Annotated in this window: 14 protein-coding genes and 1 tRNA gene; 3 read left to right on the top strand and 12 right to left on the bottom strand. The window is 68.4% G+C overall.

Annotated features, from left to right (window positions below):
• Positions 1-45 precede the first annotated feature (45 nt).
• Complete coding sequence (locus tag AC07XS_RS13020; RefSeq protein WP_182714701.1) at positions 46-1842, bottom strand: M3 family oligoendopeptidase; 1797 nt, start codon at positions 1840-1842, stop codon at positions 46-48.
• Positions 1843-1942: 100 nt separating this feature from the next.
• On the opposite strand from AC07XS_RS13020, the gene AC07XS_RS13025 reads away from it, so the two are divergent.
• The gene (locus tag AC07XS_RS13025) at positions 1943-3712 is read left to right on the top strand and encodes a DUF4153 domain-containing protein (protein ID WP_182714702.1); all 1770 of its coding nucleotides are present in this window, start codon (positions 1943-1945) and stop codon (positions 3710-3712) included.
• Between the two features lie 114 nt (positions 3713-3826).
• Complete coding sequence (locus AC07XS_RS13030; RefSeq protein ID WP_182714703.1) at positions 3827-5275, top strand: sigma-54-dependent transcriptional regulator; 1449 nt, start codon at positions 3827-3829, stop codon at positions 5273-5275.
• Here the strand turns inward: AC07XS_RS13030 and AC07XS_RS13035 are convergent.
• From AC07XS_RS13035 to AC07XS_RS13055, 5 genes are all read right to left on the bottom strand, one after another.
• Positions 5272-5853 (bottom strand): DUF805 domain-containing protein, encoded by a 582-nt coding sequence (locus tag AC07XS_RS13035; RefSeq protein ID WP_182714704.1) that lies wholly within the window; start codon positions 5851-5853, stop codon positions 5272-5274. The two genes, AC07XS_RS13030 and AC07XS_RS13035, sit on opposite strands and share 4 nt — an antisense overlap.
• Entirely contained in the window at positions 5853-6209 is a 357-nt protein-coding gene (locus tag AC07XS_RS13040) for a hypothetical protein (RefSeq protein WP_182714712.1), read from the bottom strand. Before AC07XS_RS13040 ends, AC07XS_RS13035 begins: the two co-directional genes overlap by 1 nt.
• A gap of 12 nt (positions 6210-6221) precedes the next feature.
• Complete coding sequence (gene gapR, locus AC07XS_RS13045; protein WP_054765057.1) at positions 6222-6497, bottom strand: nucleoid-associated protein GapR; 276 nt, start codon at positions 6495-6497, stop codon at positions 6222-6224.
• A 192-nt stretch (positions 6498-6689) separates the two neighbouring features.
• Positions 6690-6815 carry a type B 50S ribosomal protein L36 gene (gene ykgO, locus AC07XS_RS13050; RefSeq protein WP_031448545.1) on the bottom strand — a complete coding sequence of 42 codons (126 nt, stop codon included), beginning with the start codon at positions 6813-6815 and terminating at the stop codon, positions 6690-6692.
• Between the two features lie 272 nt (positions 6816-7087).
• Positions 7088-7164 (bottom strand) — tRNA-OTHER (locus AC07XS_RS13055).
• 182 nt (positions 7165-7346) lie between these two features.
• On the opposite strand from AC07XS_RS13055, the gene AC07XS_RS13060 reads away from it, so the two are divergent.
• Entirely contained in the window at positions 7347-8624 is a 1278-nt protein-coding gene (locus AC07XS_RS13060; protein ID WP_182714705.1) for a lytic murein transglycosylase, read from the top strand.
• A gap of 229 nt (positions 8625-8853) precedes the next feature.
• Here the strand turns inward: AC07XS_RS13060 and tdh are convergent, their stop codons facing one another.
• From tdh to AC07XS_RS13090, 6 genes are all read right to left on the bottom strand, one after another.
• Positions 8854-9906: an L-threonine 3-dehydrogenase gene (gene tdh / locus AC07XS_RS13065; protein WP_182714706.1), complete on the bottom strand. Its 1053-nt coding sequence runs from the start codon at positions 9904-9906 to the stop codon at positions 8854-8856.
• Between the two features lie 165 nt (positions 9907-10071).
• A complete protein-coding gene (locus AC07XS_RS13070; protein WP_182714707.1) occupies positions 10072-11262 on the bottom strand; it encodes a glycine C-acetyltransferase in 1191 nt (396 codons plus the stop codon).
• A 52-nt stretch (positions 11263-11314) separates the two neighbouring features.
• Positions 11315-12220 carry a DUF4232 domain-containing protein gene (locus AC07XS_RS13075; RefSeq protein ID WP_182714708.1) on the bottom strand — a complete coding sequence of 302 codons (906 nt, stop codon included), beginning with the start codon at positions 12218-12220 and terminating at the stop codon, positions 11315-11317.
• Between the two features lie 69 nt (positions 12221-12289).
• Positions 12290-12712, bottom strand: a complete 423-nt coding sequence (gene mce / locus AC07XS_RS13080) for a methylmalonyl-CoA epimerase (RefSeq protein WP_054765052.1) — start codon at positions 12710-12712, stop codon at positions 12290-12292.
• Positions 12709-14865, bottom strand: coding sequence for a methylmalonyl-CoA mutase (gene scpA / locus AC07XS_RS13085; protein ID WP_182714709.1), 2157 nt, complete (start codon positions 14863-14865; stop codon positions 12709-12711). The genes mce and scpA overlap by 4 nt, the downstream gene beginning before the upstream one ends.
• Positions 14862-16241 (bottom strand): methylmalonyl-CoA mutase family protein, encoded by a 1380-nt coding sequence (locus AC07XS_RS13090; protein ID WP_182714710.1) that lies wholly within the window; start codon positions 16239-16241, stop codon positions 14862-14864. Before AC07XS_RS13090 ends, scpA begins: the two co-directional genes overlap by 4 nt.
• Positions 16242-16362: the final 121 nt, after the last annotated feature.

The following is a 16362-nucleotide window of genomic DNA, read 5'->3' on the forward strand; positions in this document are numbered from 1 at the left end:
TGGCGCGACTATAGCGCGGGTTCGACGCCGCTCAAGCACACACCCTCACCCCAGCGCCTCGAACTGATCCACCAGCCGCTCCAGACGCTTGCAGCCCACGCTCCAGAAGGCCGGATCGCGCGGATTGAGGCCGAAGGGCTTCAGGGCCTCGACATAGGTCTTGGCCCCGCCCCCGGCCAGCAGGTCGCGGTACAGGGGCGTGAACCCCTTGGGATCGGCCCGCCGCGCCTCCATCAGGGCCGCCACCAGCAGGTCGCCGAAGGCGTAGGCGTAGACGTAGAAGGGCGAGTGGACGAAGTGGCTGACGTAGGCCCACCAGTGCTCATAGCCGGGGTTCAAGGTGACGGCCGGCCCCAGGGACGCGCCCATCTCGGTCAGCCACAGTTCATTGATCCGCTGCTGCGAGACCTCGCCCTTCTGCCGCTCGTCGTGGAAACGGGTCTCGAACCGGTGGAAGGCGATCTGTCGCACCACGGTGTTCAGCCCGTCCTCGATCCTCCCGGCCAGCAGACCACGCTGCTCGCGCTTGGGCGCCGTGGCCAGCAGACGGTCGAAGGTCAGACCCTCGGCGAAGATGGAGGCGGTCTCGGCCAGGGTCAGAGGGGTGTCGGCCAGAAGCGTGCCCTGGTCCGCCGCCAGGGTCTGGTGCACCCCGTGGCCCAGTTCGTGGGCCAGGGTCAGGACGTCGCGCCGCTCGCCCATCCAGTTCAGGAAGACATAGGGATGGCGGTCGGCGGTGACCGGATGGGCATAGGCGCCCGATTGTTTGCCCGGCCGGGCGCGGCCGTCGATCCAGGGCCGGTCGAAGAAGCCGGCGGCGCGTTCGGCGAACTCGGCCCCCAGGTCCGAGAAACTGTCCAGAACGATCTCCCGGCCCTGGCTCCAGGTGAAGGCGCGCGGGGCGGTGGTCTCGATCGGGGCGTTGCGGTCCCAGTGATCCAGCCGCGCCTTGCCCATGGCCTTGGCCTTCAGGGCGTAATAGCGGTGCGACAGGCGCGGATAGGCTTCGGCGACGGCCTCGGCCATGGCGTCCACCGCCTCGCCGTCGACCTCATTGGCCAGGTGTCGGCTGTCGGCGGGGCGTTTGAAGCCGCGCCAGCGATCCTCCATCGCCTTGTCGGCGGCGACCGTGTTCAGCACCAGGGCCAGGGTCGGGGCGCGGGCGGCCAAGGCCTCCGACAGGCCCTCGGCGGCGGCCTTGCGCCGCGCGGGCTTGGGATCGGACAGGCGGTTCAGCGCCTCGGCCAGGGTCAGGCTCTCATTCCCTGCCTTAGCGCGCAGCGCCGCCAGCTGTTCGTCGAACAGGCGCGGCCACTGGGCCGTGATCGGGCCGCGTTCGGCGATGAAGGTCTCCAGCTCGCTGGACAATTCATGCGGCTTCATGGCCCGCACCCGCCGCAGCCACGGCCGCCAGCGCGCGGCCCCCGCGTGGGCCTGAAGCGCGGCCTCCAGGGCCGCGTCGTCGATCTGGTTGATCTCCAGCGTCAGCCAGACGGTCGGGGTGGCGATGGCGGTGATCTTTTCGCGCACATCCGCCTCGAACCCTTGCGCCCCCGCATCGTCCCGCGCCGTCGAGGCCGACAGGAAGGCGTAGGCGCCGAGCGCGCCCAGGATGTCGGAGGCCTGCTCATACAGGCTGATCGCCTGATCCAGCACCGCCCCCAGGGCGGCCGGATCGCCCGACGTCCCCGCAAGGCGCCCGCGCAGGCCGTTCATCTCGTCCACCAGGGCGCGCGCCCGCGTCAGGTCGGCGGCGAGCCGGGCGTCGTCCCGCGAGGCGTAGAGGTCGGACAGGTCCCACAGGGGGGCGTCGATGTCGGGGGTCTTGAAGGGGGCGTTCATACCCCTGTTTTGGGGAAGGTTCGGCCGTGCCGCAACCGCGCGCCGCTATCTTGCCGTATCCAGCTGCCTCATACTGGGCCGCAACACGGGGGCGAGCGTCATGAACGAGTGGATGCAGGACGGCGGGCGCAAGGGGCTGGACGGGCAAGGTCGGCTGTTCGCCGCGCGCCTGGCGACCGGTCTGATCCAGGGCGGCGCCCTGTATCTGCTGTACCGGGCGGCCGAGGTCGGGATGTGGCCCGACACCCGGCCCGAGGTGTTCGGCGGGCTGGCCCTGGCCTTCGGCTATGCGCCCGCCGTGCTTCTGGCGGCGGTTGGACGGCTGAAGCCCCTGCCGCTGGCTCTGTGGGCGGCCGCAGCGGCGACGGCCCTGTTCCTGATGGGCTGGCACGACGTGGCGCGGCGGGTGATCCCCGAAAACGACCAGGCCCCCTATCTTGAGGTTCCCGTCCTGGCCTTCAGCGCCGCCGCCCTCTTCGTGGCCCACCACCTGATCCTGCCGGCGATCCGCGAACGGCGCTGGCGGGCCGATTATCACGCCTATTTCGACGTGGCCTGGAAAGCGGGCGTGCAGCTGGCGCTGTCCCTGGGCTTCACCCTGGCCTTCTGGCTCCTGCTGCAACTGGGCGCTGCCCTGTTCCACGTCATCGGCGTCAAGGCCCTCAGCTCCCTGATCGGCGAGGCCTGGTTCGCCATACCCGTCACCTGCCTGGCCCTCGCCCTGGCGGTCCAGCTGACCGATGTGCGCGACGGCCTGATCCGGGGCGTGCGGACCGTGGCCCTGATGCTGCTGTCCTGGCTGCTGCCCGTCATCGCCCTGCTGACGGCGGGCTTTCTGGCCGCCCTGCCCTTCACCGGCCTGGAGCGCCTGTGGGACACGGGCAGCGCCACGGCCCTGGTGCTGGCCGCGGCCGCCGCCCTCATCATCCTGATCAACACCGCCTATCAGGACGGACGGCCCGACAATCTGCCGCCGGCGGCCCTGCGGATCGCCACCCGGATCGCCGGGGTTCTGGTCGCGCCCCTGATTGGCTTGGCCTTCTGGGGTCTGGCGCTGCGGATCGGCCAGCACGGCCTGACGCCGGATCGGATCATCGCCCTGGCCTGCGCGGTCGTCGGCGCCGTCTATGCGGTCGGTTATCTGATCGCGGCCGTGCGGCCCGGCGGCTGGATGCGCCCGCTGGAGACGACCAATGTCGCCGCAGGCGTTCTGGCCGTCGCCGCCGTCCTGGCCCTGTTCAGCCCCCTGCTGGACCCCGCGCGCCTGTCGGTCGCGGACCAGGTGGCGCGGCTGGAGCGCGGGGCGGTGAAACCTCAGGATTTCGACTTCGACTTCCTGCGCTTTGACAGCGGCAAGGCCGGTCTGGCGGCTCTGGACCGGCTTATGCGGTCGTCGGATGCGAAGACCGCCGAATTGGCGCGCGAGGCCAGGGTGCGCGTAAATCGCGAGGCCTATTCCATCCAGGACCGGAATGAACGGGCGGCGGCCGTCCGCATCCAACCTGTCGCCGGCCAGACGACGCCGTCCAGCTTCACCGCACAACTGAGCCGGCAAGACAGTCTCATGTACGCCTGCAACAATGAGGCTCCCTGCCGTCTGCGCACCCTGGACCTGGACGGCGACGGCCGGGTCGAGGTTCTGCTGGCGGCGCCGGGGAGCATCATGGCCTTCGCCCAGGACGCCGGGGGACAATGGTCGCAAACCGGGTCCTACAGCGCCGTATGCGGGACGGCGGCGCCGAAGGATCTGCTGAACGCCTTCGCCGAGGCTGTGACGGTCGCCCCCGCCAGCCTGCCCAACCTGGTCGTGGGCGGTCGGACGCTGAAAGCCCAGCCGCAGATCCGATGCGAAGAGCCAAACACCCGTTAACCCCCCGGTCACCACGCCCCCTCACCCGATTTTCACCTCGTCCCCCTAGAAATCGTCCCGAAACGGGCCAGTCCGATCCACGGGCGGCCCCTCGGTGATGACAAGGGACGCCCCATGGCCAAGACCGTTCTGGTGGTCGACGACGATCCGACCCAGCGCCGCCTGTTGCAGGCTGTGCTCGAACGCGACGGTCACGCCGTGGTCCATGCCGCAAGCGGCGGCGAGGCCATCGACCGGATGACGCGCGGCGGCGGCGCCGACGTCATCCTGCTGGACATGATCATGCCCGAGATGTCGGGTCTGGAGTGTCTGGCCGAGCTGCGCAGCGGGGGCTTGACCACGCCGGTCATCGTGCTCACGGCCAACGGCGGCATCGACACCGTGGTCAAGGCCATGCAGGCCGGCGCCCAGGACTTCTTCGTCAAGCCGGTCGGGCCCGAACGCCTGCTGGTCGGGGTGCGCAACGCCCTCAAGCTGGAGCAGCTGACCACCGAGGTCGGTCGTCTGACCAAGCGGGTCCAGGGCCGCGCCAGCTTCGACGACATCATCGGCGACAGCGCCCCCATGCGGATGGTCAAGGCCCTCGGCGCCCGGGCGGCCAAGTCCTCCATCCCCGTCCTGATCACCGGCGAGAGCGGCGTCGGCAAGGAGGTGATCGCCCGCGCCCTGCACGGCGCTGGCGACCGGGCCGGCAAGCCCTTCGTCGCCGTCAACTGCGGCGCCCTGCCCGCCAATCTGGCGGAATCCATCCTGTTCGGCCACGAGAAGGGCGCCTTCACCGGCGCCGTCGACAAGACTCTGGGCAAGTTCCGCGAGGCGGACGGCGGCACCCTGTTTCTGGACGAAATCGGCGAACTGCCGCTGGATCTTCAGGTCAAGCTGCTGCGCGCCCTGCAGGAAGGCGAGATCGACCCCGTCGGCGGCAAGCGCCCGGTCAAGATCGACGTCCGCATCGTCTCGGCCACCAATCGCGACCCCGCTCAGCAGGTTAAGGACGGCGCCTTCCGCGAGGATCTGTTCTATCGGCTGAACGTCTTCCCGATCGAGGCGCCTTCCTTACGCGACCGGCGCGAGGACATTCCGGCCCTGGTCGATCATTTCATCGCCCGCTTCAACGCCGAGGAAGGCCGGCGGATCGTCGGCTGCGCGCCTGAGACCCTGGCCCTGCTCCAGGCCTATGACTGGCCCGGCAATGTGCGCCAGCTGGAGAATGCGGTGTTCCGCGCCATCGTCCTGGCCGACTCGCCCTTCCTCCAGCCCTATGACTTCCCGTCCATCTCGGGCGTGGCCGCGCCCCTGCCCGATGCGACGCCCACGCCGCCCGCCGCCGCGCCGTCCTACGCCGACCTGCCGCCCCTGCCGGAACAACCGATCCGCATCCTGGACGACCGCGGCCATCTGCGGACGCTGGAAGACATCGAACGCGACCTGATCCAGCACGCCATCGAGGTCTACGCCGGCCACATGAGCGAAATCGCCCGCCGCCTGGGCATCGGCCGCTCGACCCTGTACCGCAAGGTTCGCGAACAGGGGCTGGAGGGGCAGCTGAAAGAGGCGGGCTAAGATCCAGCCGGCGGAGGACCGTAGCGGTTCACCGTCTTCTTGCCGTCCAGCACAAGCAGGATAACAAGACCGATCAGGCTGGCCATGTAGAGGACGTTGTTGAGAAACAGCAGCATGAACAGGCCTATGTCCGGCGCATTCTCCCGCATGAAGCTGGTCATTACAGTGGGAAACGCCGTCAGGCCGATCGTCAGAAACACCACAGGCGGCAGACCCCAATAGCCCGCCCGGCCGGTGTCATGCAGACGGCGCGTCACGGCGGCGGCCAAAAGGATCACAACCGCTGCCACGCCGATCCTCAGAACCAGGAAAAACGGGCCCATATCCGGCATGAACGTCGGATCGTGGATTTCGACCGAGTAGTGCCCCGGGCCGCTGACAACGGTCGCCGCCTCGGGGTTTGTCGCTGCGGCCGCAGACGCCTGTTCAAACACGGCGGTCATCGTCGGGATCATACCCAACCAAAGCCCGACGAAAGACAGTCCGACAACGGTCAGGGCATACGGCCAGAACTGCGATCGCCTGTCCCGCCCTTTGAAATCCGCCAAGCGGCGAAAGCCGGCCAGGATAGCGTACATCAGTCTTCCCCCGTTGTGTTGCCGTAATCCTGAGGTCGATTCGAGCCAGACGTCTTGCTGCGTCCCCAACGTTTCGGCTCTTCGCCCTTCGCCTTGGCGGCGATCTCCTTCAGCTTGCGGCCCTGCATGGCCGACAAAGCCTGGCCCGGCGCGCCCTTTTCGGGGTCGGCGAAGGCGCGGCCGTGGGTTTTCACCCGCTCGCTGACCGAATCAAGGAACTCCCCCTCCCATTCGGACAAGGAAACGCCCGCCTTCTCGGCTGAGCGGCGGGCGCGTTTGAGAGCATTGAGCGCAGACCGCTGGGCGGCCTTGCGCTGGGCCTCGAAGGGGCTGTCGGAAGGCGGTTTGCGCTTCAGCCCCTAATCTCCTCAGACCTCGCCGAGGGCCGACAGATAGAGGTCCAGGATGGCCTCCTCCTCCTGGCGCTTGGCCTTGTCCTGCTTCCTGATGCGGATGACCTTGCGCAGGACCTTGACGTCATAACCCTCGCCCTTGGCCTCGGCGAAGACCTCCTTCATGTCGGTCATGACGGCCTGTTTGTCCTCTTCGAGGCGCTCCAGCCGCTCGATGATGGTGCGCAGACGGCCCTGGGCCGTTGCGGTCAGGACGTCGGGATTGCCGTCGAACGAGGCGTCATCGGCCATGGGGAATACTCCAGAAATCAGGCGCGGACGCTAACCACGCCGTCCGGCGCGACTCAACCGCGAACACGAAAAAGGCCGCGGACAGAATCCGCAGCCTGTGGATCGTCAGGGCTTTTCCTGCCCTACCGCCCCTTGGGCGGCTTGGGCAGACCTGCGTGCGCGCGCCGCCGAGCAGTGCGCCTCGAACGCAGCTTAGCCTTGCTTGGCCTTGAAGCGCGGGTCGGTCTTGTTGATGACATAGACCCGGCCCTTGCGACGCACGACCTTGCAGTCGCGGTGACGGGTCTTCAGGGACTTGAGCGAGCTGCGGACCTTCATGGTCGGACGTCCTGAGAGAAGCCAATAAGAAAGCCGCTGATCCGGGCGGATCGCGGCGGAGGCGGTCGTATAGAGAGCGGTCCTTAGAAGGTCAAGCCGCTTGGGACCGAAAACCCGCTAAAGCCACTCCCAGCCTGTCCACGGCGACCTTCCCACCCCACTGCTCAAGCCGCCCGAAGGGCGGTAGCGCCAAAACGCGCTCAAGCAGCGCAAAGCGCGGTAGCGCCAAAAAATGCGCTCAAGCAGCGCGAAGCGCGATAGCGCAAAAAATATGGAGGCCTGACCTCCGAGTCGAACGGAGGGTATTCGGGTTTGCACGCCCGTTGCGTCGCCACTCCGCCATCAGGCCGTCGGAGAAGTCTGCGCCATTACGCCGCAGCGGGCGCCTCCGTCGATATAAATGAGGGTTAACGACGCTGATTGGGGAGTCCGTGGACGGACTTTTCTCCTCCCAGGCGGATCAGGGCCGGCGAAACCGCTTCGCGCGTATGTCATTTCCCCTATCCGTTCGGGGACTGTAGTCTGAATCTCATGCGCTTTTCCTATCGCCTTCTCCTCATCGGCTCCGTCGCGGCCTGCGCTCCCATGTTGCCGGAGCCGCCGGTGTCCCTGCCGACGCCGCAGCCTGATCCGGTTCCCGCCGCCGTGGTCCCGCCGCCGACGCCGCAGGCGCCGCCGCTCGCCGCCTATGACCAGGAAGGGTTCGAGGGCTGGAAGCAGGGCTTTCTGGCGCGCAAGGGCGGCGCCCGTCGCGCCGACTATGAGCGGGAACTGGCCGGTCTGACGCCGGACCCCAGCGTGGTGCGGCTGGACCGGAATCAGCCGGAATTCTCCAAGCCCGCCGGCGCCTATATCCAGAACGCCGTGACTGCGGTGCGGATCGCCCAGGCCAAGCAGCGGATCGACCGGGTGCCCTGGGCGGTGGTCCAGCGTTTCGGCGTCCCCTCTGAAATCCTGGTCGGCGTCTGGGCCCAGGAAAGCGCCTTCGGCCAGGTCCAGGGCGATTATGACGTCATCCGCTCCCTGGCGACCCTGGCCTATGACGGGCGCCGCCGCGACTGGGCCGAGGCCCAGTTGAAGGACGCCCTGGACATCGTCGTCGACGGCCGCCGCGAACGGGCGGGCCTGAAGGGCAGCTGGGCCGGCGCCATGGGCCAGACCCAGTTCATGCCGGACAACTATCTGCGCCTGGGCGTGGATCAGGACGGCGACGGCAAGGTGGACATCTGGGGCGACGACGCCGACGCCCTGGCCTCGGCCGCCAATCTGCTGGCCCAGGCGGGCTGGAAGCGCGGCCAGACCTGGGGCTATGAGGTCGTCCTGCCCGCCGGCTTCGACTACGCCCTGGCGGAAGGGCCCAAACACGACTGGGCCTATTGGGCGGCCAAGGGCGTGCGCCTGGCCCAGGGCGGCACGCCGAACGGCGCCGAGGCGGTGGAGGATGCGACCATCCTCCTGCCCCAGGGGGCCAACGGCCCGGCCTTCCTGGCCCTGCCGAACCACTATGTGATCCGCAGCTACAACAACTCGGTCTCCTACGCCCTGGCGATCGGCCTGACGGCGGACGGGATCATGGGCAAGCCGGGCCTGACCAAGGCCTGGCCCAACGACGCCTCCCTGTCGCGCGACCAGCGGATCGGCGCCCAGGCGGCTCTGACGCGGCTGGGTTACGACACCCGCGGCGTGGACGGGGTGATCGGCGCCAACACGCGCGCGGCCCTGCGCCGCTGGCAGCTGGCCAACGGCCGCATCGCCGACGGCTATCTGACCGCCGCCCTGGCGGATGAGCTGATCCGCAAGGCGAACTGAGCTGTAACGCCCTGTCTCCTCCCCGCTTGGCGGGGAGGTGGCTCGGAGCGAAGCGGAGAGACGGGGGGGCTCTTCACCGCATCCCAGGCGTCAATGGGGCGTCCAGACCCCTCCACCACGCTGCGCGCGGTCCCCTTCCCCCTCTGGGGGAGGAATGCGAATGGCGGAGACCAAAATCCTCCCCCCTTGGGGGAGGTGTCGGCGAAGCCGACGGAGGGGGCCGGCCTCCTTAGGCCGCCTTGTCCCAGTTCAGCACCACCTTGCCCGACTGACCCGACTTCATCGCCTCGAAGCCCTGGCGATAGTCGGCGTAGTCCAGCCGGTGGGTGATCAACGGGCTCAGGTCCAGGCCGGCCTTCAGCAGGCCCAGCATCTTGCGCCAGGTGGTGAACATTTCGCGGCCATAGACGCCCTTGATCGTCAGGGCCTTCAGGATGATCGCGCCCCAGTCGGTCTCCATCGGCTTGCCCGGAATGCCCAGCATCGCCATGCCGCCGCCCATGATCAGGGTGTCGACGCATTGTTTGAAGGCGACGGGCGAGCCCGACATCTCCAGGGCCACGTCGAAGCCGACCTTCAGGCCCAGTTCCTTCATCACGTCGTGGATGTCTTCCTTGGTCGTGTTCACGGTGCGCACGCCCGGCGCCACCTTCTGCGCCAGCTCCAGCCGGAAGTCGTTGATGTCGGTCAGGACCACGGTGCGCGCCCCGGCGTGTCGGGCCACGGCGGCGGCCATCATACCGATGGGGCCGGCGCCGGTGACCAGGACGTCCTCGCCCAGGAGGTCGAACTGCTGGGCCGTGTGCACCGCATTGCCGAACGGGTCCAGGATCGAGCCGATCTCATAGGGCACGTCGTCGGGCAGTTCGATCACGTTGAAGGCCGGCGCCACCACGAACTCGGCGAAGGCGCCCTGGCGGTTCACGCCGATGCCGCGCGTATGCGGGTCCAGGTGGAAGTGCCCGGCGCGGGCCGCTTCGGAGTTCAGGTCGATGACATGGCCCTCGGCCGAGACGCGCTGACCGATCTTCAGCGGACGATCCACCTCCTTGCCGATGGCGACGATTTCGCCGGCGAACTCATGGCCGGTGATCATCGGGGTCGGGACGTTCTTCTGGGACCACTCGTCCCAGTTCCAGATATGGATGTCGGTGCCGCAGACGGCGGTGCGATGCACCCGGATCAGCACATCCTCCGGCCCCGCCTCGGGGATCGGGGCGTCGATCAGTTCCAGGCCCTCGACCGGTCCGGTCTTGGCCAGGGCTTTCATCGTTTCGGCCATTACGGCGTCTCCTAAAAACTCTAAGATCGTCATCCTCGGGCTTGTCCCGAGGATCCATACTCCCGGTTTTAGCCGGTGCGCACCGTCCTCGACGGAGTCTATGGATCCTCGGGACAAGCCCGAGGATGACGGGAATAATGTGGCCTAGCGTGACGGAGCACAGGGTCAGATAACCCCCAGCTCCCGGCCCGCCTGCGTAAACGCCTCAACCGTCCGGTCGATCTGTTCGAACGTATGCGCCGCCGACATCTGGGTGCGGATCCGGGCCTGGCCCCGCGGCACCACCGGGAAGGAAAACCCGATCACATAGACGCCCAGCTCCAGCGCCCGCGCCGCGAAATCCTGCGCCAGTTTAGCGTCGCCCAGCATGACCGGGATAATTGGGTGTTCCCCGTCCAGCAGGGTGAAGCCCGCGTCCGCCATGGCGTTGCGATAGCGATGGGCGTTGGCGGACAGGCGGGTGCGAAGCACGTCGCCCTCAGCCCCTTGGGCGATACGGATGGCCTCCAGCGAAGACCCGCACACCGCCGGCGACAGGGCGTTGGAGAACAGATAGGGCCGCGCCCGCTGTTTCAGCAGGTCGACCACCGCCTTCTTGGCGCAGATGAAGCCGCCCATGGCGCCGCCCAGGGCCTTGCCGAAGGTGCCGGTGACGAAGTCCACCTCGACCCCGTGATAGGCGAAGGAGCCCTTGCCCTGCGGGCCCAGGAAGCCCGTCGCGTGACAGTCGTCGACCATGATCAGGGCGTCGTATTTGTCGGCTAAGGCGCGGATGTCCTTCAGGCGGGCGATATAGCCGTCCATCGAGAAGGCGCCGTCGGTGGCGATGATGATGTCGCGCGCGCCGGCCTCGCGGGCCTCCTTCAGCCGCGTCTCCAACTCGTCCATGTCGGAATTGGCGAAGCGATAGCGTTTGGCCTTGCACAGCCGCACCCCGTCGATGATCGAGGCGTGGTTCAGGCTGTCGGAGACGATGGCGTCGTTTTCGCCGAACAGGGGCTCGAATATCCCGCCGTTGGCGTCGAAGGCGGCGGCGAACAGAATGGCGTCCTCAAAGCCGAGATAGCCGGCGACAGCCGCCTCCAGCTCTTTATGAATTTCCAGGGTGCCGCAGATGAAGCGGACCGAGGCCGTGCCCGCCCCCCACTTCTGTTGCGCCGCGATCCCGGCCTGGGTCACCCGCTCGTCGCCCGCCAAGCCCAGATAGTTGTTGGCGCAGAAGTTCAGCACCTCGCGCCCGCCGACCTGAATCACCGGCCCCTGGCGAGAGGCGATCACACGTTCGGGCTTGGTCAGGCCCTGGGCGTCGATCTCGGTCAGTTCGCCGGCGATACGGTCGTAGAAGCTCTGGGTCATGGCCGCGACCTACGCCCATTTCGGCCGGGTTTCCAGACGTCTCGACGCGATGTCAGGTCGCGGCCTGGGGGTTTTCCTCGGCCCGGATCGGACTGACGCGGATCTTGCCGCCGCACGGCTGGAAGGCGAAGGGAAGGCTGACTGCCGCCGTGTCGCCGGGCGCGGTGACCCGGATCGTCGCCACATTGGGACAGGTCTTCTGCATCGTCTCGTCGGGGATGACGTTCCAGGCGGTTTCGAAATAGGCCCTGGCCTGGGGCGCCAGTTCGACCGGCGTCGGAGCCTGGCCCTGGCGGAAATAGCTGCCGGGGCTTTGGTCGGCGCGGATCGAGGTCAGGGCCCGCCCCTGCGCGTCCAACAGGGTCACCCCCGGATAGCCGGTCAGGCTGCACGCCTGGCGGCCGATGTTCTGGAGACTGAAGTTGCGCACCCGATTGCCCGCCCCGGCGTCGCCGTCCTCGGCCGCGAGCTTCAGCTGCGGTCCCTTACAGGGGGTGGAGGCCGGCAGCACCCCGCCGGGGGCCGGCGCGACCGCCGGTTCCGGCTGGGCCTCGGCCAAGGGAGACGGCGTCCCCGCCGGTCGCGCGCAGCGTTCCAAAACGGCCACGCCGACCTGGTCGTTCGGGCTGAGCCGGCTGAGGGTGGCCGTCTCCTGGCCGTCGCGGGTGACGGTCCACCATTCGACGCCGGAGCCGACATAGCGGGCCCCACTGGCGGCCTGGGCGGACCGCAGATCATAGGTCTGGCCCTTATAGGTCAGCTGAGCCGTGGCGCTGTCGGCATAGCGGGCCTCGACCGTCGCGCCGCTTTCGCAGGCGTAGCCGACGCCCGGAACCGGCGGGGCGGGCACGGGCTGGGCCTCGACCGGGGCGACCGGCTGCTCCGGCTCGGCCTGCTGACAGGCGGACACGCCCGTCAGGGCGGCGATGGCGAGCAGGGCGGTCAGGCGGCGCGTCATGATCAGGTCTCCTGTTCACGCCCTTAACGGTCAAGCTGGCGAAAAGCTCCAGCGACCCGTGATCGGTCTTCAGTGATCGCCTTTCGGCGTCTCCATCAGCTCGATCAGCACCCCGCCCATCTCTTTCGGATGCAGGAAGACGACCGGCGTTCCGTGCGCCCCGATGCGCGGCTCGCCCGTGCCCAGGAGGGTCACCCCCTTGGCCCGCATCTCGGCGACGGCGTCGTGGATGTCCTCGACCTCGAAACAGACGTGATGCTGGCCGCCCTTGGGGTTCTTGGCCAGGAAGCCGACGATGGGGCTGGTCTCGTCATAGGGCTCGATCAGCTCGATCTGGGCCGTCGGGGTGTCGATGAAACAGACCTTCACCCCCTGCGCGGGCAGGTCGAAGGGCTCCCCGATCTTGGTCGCTCCCAGCACGTCGCGATACAGTTTGATCGAATCCGCGATGGACGGGGTCGCGACCCCGACATGGTTCAGGGCGCCGATCATGCGGTCTCCTTAGGCGCGGGCTGGGCGTAACCCAGGCGCTGGTTCAGCTTTTCGATCAGGTCCACCGCCGTATCGGCGATGGCCGAACCGGGCGGATAAACGGCGGCCGCCCCCATATCGAGCAGGGGCTGCACGTCCGAGGGCGGAATGACGCCGCCGACCACGATCATGATGTCGGGCCGCCCCAGCTTCTCCAGCTCGGCCTTCAGTTCGGGAACCAGGGTCAGGTGGCCCGCGGCCAGCGATGACGCGCCGACCGCATGGACCCCCTTCTCCACGGCGTCCTTCGCCGCCTCGGCCGGGGTCTGGAACAGGGCGCCGGCGGTGACGTCGAAGCCCAGGTCGCCGTAGCCGGTGGCGACCACTTTCTGGCCCCGATCGTGCCCGTCCTGACCAAGCTTGGCGATCAGGATGCGCGGCGGCCCGCCGTCGTTCTCGACGAAGGTCGCCACCATCTCGCGGGCGCGGGCGAAGCGGGCGTCCGTCCCCGCCTCCTTGGCATAGACGCCCGACACGGTCTGCACCGTCGCCACATGGCGGCCGAAGGCGGCCTCCAGCGCGTCGGAAATTTCACCCACCGTCGCCTTGGCCCGCGCGGCCTGGACCGCCAGCTCCAGCAGATTGGCGGTCCCTCGCGCCCCGTTGGTCAGAGCCTCCAGCGCCGCATCGGTCGCCGTCTGGTCCCGCTCGGCCCGCAGCCGTTTCAGCTTGTCGATCTGGGCCGCCAGCACCGCCGCGTTGTCGACCTTCAGCATCGGAATATCGTCGACGACGGGGTTCAGATATTTGTTCACCCCCACCACCGTCTGCTGACCGGTGTCGATCCGGGCCTGGGTCCTGGCGGCGGATTCCTCGATCCTCAGCTTGGGAATCCCGGCCTCGATGGCCTTGGCCATGCCGCCCAGGGCCTCGACCTCGGCCATATGGGCCCGCGCCCGCTCGGCCAGTTCGTGCGTCAGCCGCTCGACGTAGAAGCTGCCGCCCCACGGATCGATGACGCGGGTCAGGCCGGTCTCCTGCTGGAGCAGGATCTGCGTATTGCGCGCGATCCGGGCCGAGAAGTCGGTCGGAAGCGCCAGGGCCTCGTCCAGCGCATTGGTGTGCAGGCTCTGGGTCTGCCCGCCCGCCGCCGCCATGGCCTCGACCATGGTGCGGCTGACATTGTTGAACACGTCCTGCGCCGCCAGGCTCCAGCCCGAGGTCTGGCAGTGCGCGCGCAGGCTCAGCGACTTCGGATCGACCCCGCCCTCCTTTCGCACCGCTTCGGCCCACAGCAGGCGGCCCGCCCGCATCTTGGCCACCTCCATGAAATAGTTCATGCCGATGGCCCAGAAGAAGCTTAAGCGCGGCGCGAACCGATCGATCGGCATGCCCGCCGCGACGCCCGCCCGCAGATATTCGATCCCGTCCGCCAGCGTATAGGCCAGCTCGATATCCGCCGAGGCCCCCGCCTCCTGCATGTGATAGCCGCTGATCGAGATCGAGTTGAACTTCGGCGTCTCCTGCGCCGTCCAGGCGAAGATGTCGGCGATGATCCGCATTGAGGGTTCGGGCGGATAGATGTAGGTGTTCCGGACCATGAACTCCTTCAGAATATCGTTCTGAATGGTCCCGGTCAGGGCGGCGTGCGGCACGCCCTGCTCCTCGGCCGCCACGACATACAGCGCCAGGATCGGCAGCACCGCCCCGTTCATCGTCATCGACACCGACATCTGGTCCAGCGGGATCCCGTCGAACAGGGTCCGCATGTCATAGATGCTGTCGATGGCCACGCCCGCCATGCCGACATCGCCCTTTACCCTGGGATGGTCGCTGTCATAGCCCCGGTGCGTCGCCAGATCGAAGGCGATGCTCAGCCCCTTCTGCCCCGCCGCCAGATTGCGGCGATAGAAGGCGTTCGACTCCTCGGCGGTCGAGAAGCCGGCGTACTGGCGGATGGTCCAGGGATTGCCCGCATACATGGTCGGATAGGGCCCGCGCACGAAGGGCGCGAACCCCGGCAGACCGTCCTGGTGCGCCAGCCCCTCCAGGGCCTCGGCGGCGTAGGCGGTCTCGACCGTCAGCCCCTCGGGCGTCAGCCATGGGTCCCGCTTCGGCCCCTGCCCGGTCGGCGCTAGGTCCAGGCTGATCTTGCTGAAATCGGGGAAGCTCATCCGATCACCTCCTCGAAGGCCGCAGCGAAGCGGATCGGGCTCAGGGGTTCGCACAACCGCTCCACCGCCGCCGCCGCCTCATCGCCCGCCTCGACGGGGGCCGGCCGCACGTCCGCGTCCACATATTTCGTCACGCCGATGATCTGGGCCGCGCCGTTCGCCAATGCCGCCTCGCGCAGGGCGCGGGCGCGCGCGATGCGGGGCTGGATCACCGAACCCTTCAGGGCCTCGACCAGACCGCCCTCGGCCTCGATCATCTGGAACTCGGCCCAGCCGGCCTCGGCCAGATCCCGCGTCCGGGCGTCCAGATACCAGCTGCCCGCCGCCGGATCGTCGACTCGGCCCAGGTTGGCCTCCTCCATCAGCACCAGCTGTGTGTTCCGCGCCTGCCGCCGAGCAAAGGCGTCGGACCGGCCCGAGGCGCGCGTGAAGCCGTCCAGCACCATCACGTCCGCGCCCCCCACGGCGCCCGCAAACCCCGCCGCCGTCAGTCGCAGCAGATTGGGCCAGGGATCGCGCGCCGACAGCATCCGCCGCGACGACCGCGCCTCGATTACCGCCGACGCCTGCACCTCAAAGGCTCGCGTCAGCCCCGCCCAGATCAGCCGCATGGCCCTGAGTTTGGCCAGGCTGTCGAAATATTCCGCATCCACCGACAGGCCGACCACCGTCCCGCGCAGGGCCGCCTCGACCGACATCCCCGCGTCCACCGCCGCCTTCGCATGGGCCACCACGCTTGAGGCCGCAAAGGCCAGCTCCTGGGCCGCCGATCCCCCCGCCTCGTGCGCCACGCGCCCGCTGGCCAAGAAGAAGCTCGCCTCGGGATAGGCCCCCGCATGCCGCGCCGCCGTATTGGCCGCCAGGCTCAGATGCTCTTCCACCGAACGCGGCGCCCCGCCCGCCTCGGCGAAGGCCGAGATCACGTCCATATGGAATCTCAGCTGGGCGCGCGGCGATCCCTTGGCCACCACAGCCAAAGCATTGGCCGCATCCGGCCCGTCGATCCCCGCATCCAGCGCCACCGGCGCCAGCTCCAGCGCAACGCCTTCCAGCGCCCGGCCCAACGGCGCGGAATCCGCCAGCACGCGGCCCTGCAGCACCACCGACGCCGCGCCGTTCTCCAGATCGGTCAACACCGCGTCATTGACCGCCTCGGCGTCGTTCCCCTCGACCAGGGTCCGCAGATCCCAGGCCCGGCCTTCGGAATCGGACGGACGCGGGGCGAAAATCGGCTGGACGCCCGTCGCCCCGGCGTACAGCGGCCGCGTCACCAGTTGGTCCGCGTCGAGGTGCATCAAGGACTCGATGGGCCGATCCTTCAGCGCCTTCTGGGCCGCCTCGCGCCATTCAAGGGGGGTGGGGATGGGGAAGCTCATGCGCCGCCCCCCGCCCCCACTCCCGTCATCCTCGGGCTTGACCCGAGGACCGGGCGTAGGGCGAGACCTGCGTTCGACGGCCTCGCCTGTGCGGCGGACCATCCGATCCTCGGGTCAAGCC

Source organism: Brevundimonas sp. GW456-12-10-14-LB3 (assembly GCF_059424365.1).

Bases quoted from the DNA above. Each gene is read 5' to 3' on its own strand.
- AC07XS_RS13020 (WP_182714701.1), bottom strand. From the start codon at position 1,842: ATGAACGCCCCCTTCAAGACCCCCGACATCGACGCCCCCCTGTGGGAC.
- AC07XS_RS13025 (WP_182714702.1), top strand. From the start codon at position 1,943: ATGAACGAGTGGATGCAGGACGGCGGGCGCAAGGGGCTGGACGGGCAA.
- AC07XS_RS13030 (WP_182714703.1), top strand. From the start codon at position 3,827: ATGGCCAAGACCGTTCTGGTGGTCGACGACGATCCGACCCAGCGCCGC.
- AC07XS_RS13035 (WP_182714704.1), bottom strand. From the start codon at position 5,853: ATGTACGCTATCCTGGCCGGCTTTCGCCGCTTGGCGGATTTCAAAGGG.
- gapR (WP_054765057.1), bottom strand. From the start codon at position 6,497: ATGGCCGATGACGCCTCGTTCGACGGCAATCCCGACGTCCTGACCGCA.
- ykgO (WP_031448545.1), bottom strand. From the start codon at position 6,815: ATGAAGGTCCGCAGCTCGCTCAAGTCCCTGAAGACCCGTCACCGCGAC.
- AC07XS_RS13060 (WP_182714705.1), top strand. From the start codon at position 7,347: ATGCGCTTTTCCTATCGCCTTCTCCTCATCGGCTCCGTCGCGGCCTGC.
- tdh (WP_182714706.1), bottom strand. From the start codon at position 9,906: ATGGCCGAAACGATGAAAGCCCTGGCCAAGACCGGACCGGTCGAGGGC.
- AC07XS_RS13070 (WP_182714707.1), bottom strand. From the start codon at position 11,262: ATGACCCAGAGCTTCTACGACCGTATCGCCGGCGAACTGACCGAGATC.
- AC07XS_RS13075 (WP_182714708.1), bottom strand. From the start codon at position 12,220: ATGACGCGCCGCCTGACCGCCCTGCTCGCCATCGCCGCCCTGACGGGC.
- mce (WP_054765052.1), bottom strand. From the start codon at position 12,712: ATGATCGGCGCCCTGAACCATGTCGGGGTCGCGACCCCGTCCATCGCG.
- scpA (WP_182714709.1), bottom strand. From the start codon at position 14,865: ATGAGCTTCCCCGATTTCAGCAAGATCAGCCTGGACCTAGCGCCGACC.
- AC07XS_RS13090 (WP_182714710.1), bottom strand. From the start codon at position 16,241: ATGAGCTTCCCCATCCCCACCCCCCTTGAATGGCGCGAGGCGGCCCAG.